Annotated in this window: 7 protein-coding genes; 2 read left to right on the top strand and 5 right to left on the bottom strand. The window is 69.0% G+C overall.

Going from position 1 to position 6,896, the window contains the following annotated elements; translation table 11 throughout:
- Positions 1-201: 201 nt before the first annotated feature.
- Genes G3N96_RS37020 through G3N96_RS37035 form a run of 4 tightly spaced genes read right to left on the bottom strand, consistent with a single transcriptional unit; the run spans position 202 to position 5,105 of the window.
- Positions 202-1,443: a multifunctional CCA addition/repair protein gene (locus tag G3N96_RS37020; RefSeq protein ID WP_206140301.1), complete on the bottom strand. Its 1,242-nt coding sequence runs from the start codon at positions 1,441-1,443 to the stop codon at positions 202-204.
- Positions 1,440-2,087, bottom strand: coding sequence for a glutathione S-transferase family protein (locus G3N96_RS37025; RefSeq protein WP_206140302.1), 648 nt, complete (start codon positions 2,085-2,087; stop codon positions 1,440-1,442). Before G3N96_RS37025 ends, G3N96_RS37020 begins: the two co-directional genes overlap by 4 nt.
- Positions 2,088-2,135: 48 nt before the next feature.
- Positions 2,136-3,095 (bottom strand): complex I NDUFA9 subunit family protein, encoded by a 960-nt coding sequence (locus tag G3N96_RS37030; RefSeq protein WP_206140303.1) that lies wholly within the window; start codon positions 3,093-3,095, stop codon positions 2,136-2,138.
- A gap of 57 nt (positions 3,096-3,152) precedes the next feature.
- A complete protein-coding gene (locus G3N96_RS37035) occupies positions 3,153-5,105 on the bottom strand; it encodes a lytic transglycosylase domain-containing protein (protein ID WP_206140304.1) in 1,953 nt (650 codons plus the stop codon).
- 8 nt (positions 5,106-5,113) lie between these two features.
- Here G3N96_RS37035 and G3N96_RS37040 point away from each other — a divergent pair, with 8 nt between their 5' ends.
- Positions 5,114-5,722 (top strand): 5-formyltetrahydrofolate cyclo-ligase, encoded by a 609-nt coding sequence (locus G3N96_RS37040; protein ID WP_124582073.1) that lies wholly within the window; start codon positions 5,114-5,116, stop codon positions 5,720-5,722.
- A gap of 62 nt (positions 5,723-5,784) precedes the next feature.
- On the opposite strand, the gene G3N96_RS37045 is transcribed toward G3N96_RS37040, so the two are convergent.
- Positions 5,785-6,297 carry a winged helix DNA-binding protein gene (locus G3N96_RS37045; protein WP_027788908.1) on the bottom strand — a complete coding sequence of 171 codons (513 nt, stop codon included), beginning with the start codon at positions 6,295-6,297 and terminating at the stop codon, positions 5,785-5,787.
- Between the two features lie 148 nt (positions 6,298-6,445).
- Here G3N96_RS37045 and G3N96_RS37050 point away from each other — a divergent pair.
- On the top strand, positions 6,446-6,896 hold a 451-nt coding region (locus G3N96_RS37050), incomplete at its 3' end, for an allophanate hydrolase subunit 1 (protein ID WP_206140305.1).

The raw sequence follows: 6,896 nt of genomic DNA on the forward strand, positions 1-6,896 counted from the left end.
AACGACGCGTTCCCGATCCGGGGCGGGGGCGGAGCGCGACGCCGGCGCGCCGGGAAAGGACAAGAAGGCCGCGGCCAAGCCGCGCGCATCCGCCGGCAAACGCCCGGCGGCCGCGAAGCCGGCGCGCAGGAAGAAGTCGTAACGGTTGCCGGGAGGCAGACGCAAGGCGCGCGCCCTTCCCGCCGGCCCGATTCGCCGGCCCTATTCGCCGATCTGGAGCGCCTGCGCGACGGCCGCGATCCGTGCGCGATGCACGGCGTCCTTGATTTTCTCCGTATCGTTGCCGATGCCGCGCGCGATTGCGCCGGCATCGACGCTGCGCGCCGCCGCGAGCGCGACGCGCAGCCGCTCGGCCTGCGGATACGGCTGCGCGTCGAGCCCGAGCCGCCCGCGCGCATCCGATTCGCACGCCTGCAGCATCTCGGCGAAACGCGCCGGCTTGCGCAGCGCGTCGCTGCGCTCGAACAGCCGCACCAGCGCGGCCGCGCCCATCTCCATCACGCGATGCAGGTTGCCGTGCTCGCGCGCGACGACCAGCGCGAGATCGCGGCATTCGTTCGGCACGCGCAACCGCTCGCACAACGGCTTGAGCAGGTCGACGCTGCGGCCCTCGTGGCCGACGTGGCGCGGCAGTACGTCGGCGGGCGTCGTCGCCTTGCCGAGATCGTGCGTGAGCGCCGCGAAGCGCACCGGCAGCGAATAGCCCTGCTTCGCCGCATAGTCGACGACCATCATCACGTGCACGCCCGTGTCGACTTCCGGGTGGTAGTCGGCGCGCTGCGGCACGCCCCACAACGCATCGACCTCGGGCAGGATGCGCGCGAGCGCGCCGCACTCGCGCAGCACCGCGAACATCCGCGACGGCTTCGCCTCCATCAGCCCGCGCGCGATTTCCTGCCACACGCGTTCGGGCACGAGCGCGTCGACCTCGCCCGCGTCGACCATCCGCCGCATCAGCGCGAGCGTTTCGGCCGCGACCGTGAAATCCGCGAACCGCGCGGCAAAGCGCGCGATGCGCAGGATCCGCACCGGATCCTCGACGAACGCGTCGCTCACATGCCGGAACACGCGCGCGCGCAGGTCGGCCTGACCATCGAACGGATCGATCACCGGCCCGACCAGGTCGCCCTCGGGGCTCACCTCGCGCGCCATCGCGTTGATCGTCAGGTCGCGCCGCGCGAGATCCTCGTCGAGCGTCACGTCCGGCGCGTAGTGGAACTGGAAGCCGTGATAGCCGGCCGCCGTCTTGCGCTCGGTGCGCGCGAGCGCGTACTCCTCCTGCGTGCGCGGATGCAGGAATACCGGGAAATCCTTGCCGACCGGCCGGAACCCCTGCGCGGCCATCTGCTCGGGGGTCGCGCCCACCACCACGTAGTCGCGGTCCTGCACGGGCACGCCGAGCAGTTCGTCGCGGATGGCGCCGCCTACTGCGTAGATGTTCATGGCTGAGGCTCGTATTCGGCGATCACGTTCGTTTCGCGGCGCGCGGCATCGATCCAGCGCTGGACGGCCGGCAGCGCCGTCACGCGGGCCGCGTAGCCGGCCGCTTCCGGCGACAGGCCGGGCGCGTACGTATTGAAGCGCATCACGACGGGCGCGTACATCGCATCGGCAATGCCGAATTCGCCGAACAGGAACGGGCCGCCCGACGCCTCGAGACACGCATTCCACAGCGCATCGATGCGCGCGACATCGGCGAGCACGTCGGGTGTCGCGCCGCGCCCCGGCATCGACGCGCGCACGTTCATGCCCATCTGCGTGCGCAGCGCCGCGAAGCCCGAATGCATCTCGGCCGCGACGCAGCGCGCATGCGCGCGCTCGAGCGGATCGGCCGGCCACATCGGAAACTGCGGATAACGTTCGGCGAGCGTCTCGGCGATCGCGAGCGAATCCCAGATCGCGACGCCGTGGTCGTCGACCAGGCACGGCACCTTGCCGGACGGCGAATACTCGCGGATGCGCTCGGCCGTGTCATCGTGGCGCAGCTCGATCGCGATCTCGTCGAACGGGATGCCGAAATGCGTGAGCAGCAGCCACGGGCGCATCGACCACGACGAGTAGTTCTTGTCTCCAATGACGAGTTTCATGACGGTGTTCCGGAAAACGCGAAGGTGGAAAAGGAAAACGCTGCCGGCCTAGCGGCGCGAGCGGAACCAGTCGAACCGGGAGCGCCGCGCGGCCTGGCCGAGATACGCGGGCGCGATGCTTTCGAGACTCGCGGGCGAGATCCCGAGCTCCGGCGCGAGCGGCCCCGCGAGCACGTTCGGCACCGACATCGTCGCGAGATTGTCGCGCGTGAGTACCGGCTCGCCGGGCAGGCATTCGAACACGCTTGCCTGCAGCCGCGCGAGCGCGTCGGGCAGCCGCACGATGCGTGCCTGCCGGCCGACCAGCGTGCCGCAATAGCGCACCAGCTGCTCGAGCGTGTAGACGGTCGGGCCGCCGAGTTCGTAGGTCTTGCCGTGTGCGGCCGCGAGATCGAGCGTGTTGACGAACGCGCGCACGACGTCGCCGACGAACACCGGCTGGAAGCGGGCGTCGGGCATCGCGAGCGGCAGCACGGGCACCGAGCGCTGCAGGTTCGCGAACGTGTTGAGGAACGCATCGCCGGGGCCGAACACGACCGACGGGCGGAAGATCGTCAGCGCGAGCGAATCGGTCGCCGCGATCGCATGCAGCGCAGCCTCGCCGTCGCCCTTCGAGCGCTGGTACATGCTCGGGCCGTGCGAATCGGCGCCGAGCGCGCTCATGTGCAGCACGCGCTGCACGCCCACCTCGGTGCAGGCGGTCGCGAGCGCAGCCGGCAGCGCGACGTGCGCGCGCTCGAAGCCGGGCCCGTACGGCGTGCCGCGGCCGCCGTGCAGCACGCCGACCAGGTTGATCGCCGCGTGCGCACCGGCGACGAAGCGCGCGAGCGTGCGCGTGTCGAGCGCGTCGAGCTCGACGATTTCGACCGGCAGCATCTGCAGGTGGCGCGCGTGGTCGCGCCGGCGCGTGCCGATCCGTACCTGCTTGCCGGATTCGATCAGCGCATTGACGAGCCGGCTGCCGATGAAGCCGGTGCCGCCCAGCAGCGCAACGGTCTGGCGATCCATATCAAGGGCCTCAAAAGGACACTGCCGCGTCTCGCGCGGCAGTGTGAAGATTGCGTATCAGGGCGAGATCATGCCTAGACGTTTCTTCAACGACTGCGGTTTGCCCTCGAAGAGCGCCGCGTAGTAGACGGTGTTCGACAGCACGTTCTTCACGTAGTCGCGCGTCTCGTTGAACGGAATCGTTTCTGCGAAGATCGCGCCTTCGACCGGCTGCGTCAACACCTGGCGCCACTGGCGCGGCCGGCCCGGGCCCGCGTTGTAGCCGGCCGTGGCGAGCACCGGCGAGCTGTCGAAGTTGTTGTAGATGTCCGCCAGATACCAGGTGCCGAGCTGGATGTTGGTATCGATGTCGTGCATCTGCGCGCGCGAGATCGTGCCCATGCCGAGCTTCTTCGCGACCATCTGCGCGGTGGCCGGCATCAGCTGCATCAGGCCGCCCGCGCCCACCGACGAACGTGCGCTGATGATGAAGCGCGATTCCTGGCGGATCAGCCCGTACGCCCATTCGATGTCGAGGCCCGTCGATTGCGCGTAGCGCTCGACGATGTTGCGGTACGGCGACGGGTAGCGCAGCGTGAAGTCGTGCTCGGCCTTCGTGCGGTCGGCCGTATTGACGGTGCGGTCGAGCAGCTCGACGCGCTTGCCGTATTCGGCCGCGGCCAGCAGCTGGCGATCGGTCATCCCGCGCAGCGGCCAGTTCCATTCACGGTTGCCTTCGAGGCGCAGGTTCAGCGCGTAGAAACGCTGCGCGAGCGCGAAGCCCGGAATCTTGCTCATCGCGTCGATCTCGGCGTCGCTCACCTTCGTGCGCGGCGGAATCGTCGTGCGCTGGCCGAGCTCTTCGCCGGCGAGCTGCCCGTAGAAGTTGAACTGGCCCGCGACCTGCTCGAATTCCTGGTTCGCCTGCAGCGTGTCGCCGCTCTGCTTGAGCGCGCGCGCATGCCAGTAGATCCAGGCCGGATCGTCGCGCAGCGACGGCGGCATCTGCTCGATCGACCAGCGCACCATCGGCCAGTTGCCGACGAGCAGCGCGGCGCGCGTGCGCCATTCGTAGCCCGGGTTCGACAGCGGCGCATTCGTCGATTTCGCGTACCAGACCGACGCGAGCGGCGAGCGCTTGATCGCGCCCTGGTAGCCGATCGCGCCCCACGCGATCGCCTGCTCCTGCTTGGTCAGCGACGGCGCGACCGTGGTCAGCATCCCGGCTGCCGCGTCCGGATCGTTGCGCGCCATGCGGCTGAGCGCGATCAGTGCGAGCTGGTGCGAGGTTGCATCGGGGCCGACGCCGCGCGCGAGGTACAGCGGCGGCGCGCTCGTCGCCTGGTCGAAGCCGACCGGGCGCGGGCCGAGCGCATCGACGATCTTGCCGCCGAGCGTCGTGTAGTTCTGCTCGTACGCGAGGCGCGCCTGCTGCCACACGTCGTCGCTCGTGAACTGCTGGTTGACCGTGAGCGCGGTGATCAGGTCGACGCACGCGTCGCCGTAGTTCTTCGGCTCGACGAGCAGCGCACGTGCCGCCTCGGCGACGTTCTCGCCGCGCGCCGCGCGCGATTCGAGCGCATAGCACTTGACCTGCGTGTCGTCGTCGAGCACGAAGCGCTTGTATTGCTCGTCGAAGTTGCGCCAGTCGTGGCGCGCGCCGAGCACGAGCAGGTAGTCGTTGCGCAGGCGGTCGGCGATCGCCTGGCCGTCGTAGCGCTGCAGGAACGACTGCACGGGCGCGTCCGGCGCGTCCACGCGCGCGCGGCCCGTCGAATCGAACAGCTGCGGCTTGATCTGGAAATACTCGACGTAGGACGGTACCGGATAGTTCGGGATCATCGACGCGAGCTGCGCGGCTTTCGCGGCGTCGTTGCGACGCGCGGCTTCACGCAGCTGCACGAAGGTCTGGTCGTCCCCGGCGACCGTATCGTCGTTCGGTGCGGCGCACGCAGCCGTACCCGCGACGAGCGCGGCGGCCGAAAGTGTGAGCGCCACCGCGCGATATACTCGGAAAAGGCTGTTCGACATCGTTTTGAATGGAGCACGAAGTGAGCGAAAGCATAGCACGCAACCCTGTGCCGAACCCGAAGGTTGCGCTACGCAAAACGCTGTCCGGCGCGCGTCGCGACGCCGCGTCGCAACCCGCTGCGAACGCCGCGCTCGACGCGCGGCTGCGCACGCTGCTCGACCGGCTCGCGCCGCGCACGGTCGGGTTCTACTGGCCGCTGCCGGGTGAGTTCGATGCGCGCGAGGCCGTGCTCGCGTGGTGCGCGGCCGGCGCCGGCAGGCGGGCTGCACTGCCCGTGATCGACGAACGGCACACGCCGCTCGAGTTCCATGCGTGGGATGCGCACACGCCGATGCGCGAAGGTCATCACCGGATTCCGGAACCGGCGTCGGGAATCGTCGTCGTGCCCGACCTGTTGCTGATTCCCTGTGTGGGATTCGATCTGCAGCGCTACCGGCTCGGCTACGGCGGCGGCTACTACGACCGCACGCTCGCCGCGTGGCCGGGCAGCGCGCTGCCCGTAACCGTCGGCATTGCGTACGAAGCGTGCCGCGTCGATGCGCTGCCGACCGAAGCGCACGATCTCGCGCTGCACTGGATCGTGACCGACGGCGCGCTGTACCCGGCCGCCGGATGAGGCGGCGTGCCGCGCCGCACGCCCGTCAGCGCACCGCCGCGCACCACCCGCGGCGCCACCGTTTACAGCGACGCCGCCGCGCGCGCGGCCGTGTCGTACAGGCCCGAAGCGTTGCGCAGCAACTGCGCCGCGTCGCCGATCTGCTCGTTGGTGAGCCCGCTGTCCTTCAGCGTCTCGATCAGGCAGTGCTCGCGCACCTCGCGGTACTTCAGGCACAGGTCGCGGCCCGCGTCGGTCGCGAAGAAGAACACTTCCTTGCCGTTCTTCTCGCTCTTCACATAGCCGCGGGCGATCAGTTTTTTCAGCGCATAGGTCGCGACGTGCGTATCCTCGATATTGAGCACGAAGCAGATGTCGGCGAGCTTCTTCTTGCGTTCGCGATGGCTGACGTGATGCAGCAGCGACACCTCGACCGCCGTCATGTCCTTCGCGCCGGCCGCCGACATGCAGCGCACCATCCACCGATTGAAAGCATTGCCTGCCATGATGAGGCCGTATTCGAGCTCCGACAGCTCCGCGCTCGAATCGGAAACGAGGTGTTCGGATGACACGATCTTGGTCGCAGGACGCTTCATGGAAAGGCGGAGCAAGCCGGATGACAGGGTGTGCCGAGTGTACGCCAGAAGCCCCGACATACGGGCTAGGCGAAAACGCTTATTGGGAAGTTGTCGATATTTTATTGACAATGTGCGCTAACATTGCCGTCCGAACCGTGCCAGTCCGATGACGCAACCCCGCTTTTATCCGCTCGGCGATGCCGCCCTCGTCTGCGAGGTGCCGCCGCCCGCCACGCTCGATTGCCAGCGCCGCGTCTGGGCCGTTGCCGAGGCCGCGCGCGCGTGGCCCGACGTGATCGATGTCGTGCCCGGCATGAACAACCTGACGATCGTGTTCGACGCGCTCGCCACGACGGCCGAGTCGCTCACGCCCGCGCTGCGCGACGCGTGGGAGACGGCCGACGTCGAGCACGCGGACGGCCGCGAGGTCGAGATCCCGGTCGAATACGGCGGCGCCGCCGGCCCCGACCTGCCGGCCGTCGCCGCGCATACCGGCCTGTCGGCCGACGAAGTCGTCGCACGCCACGCGGCCGGCGCGTACGTCGTGTTCTTCGTCGGCTTCCAGCCGGGCTTCGCGTATCTCGGCGGGCTCGACGCGGCGCTGCACATGCCGCGCC

Origin of the sequence: Burkholderia sp. Se-20373 (assembly GCF_017104705.1) — a bacterium.
Lineage (GTDB): Bacteria > Pseudomonadota > Gammaproteobacteria > Burkholderiales > Burkholderiaceae > Burkholderia.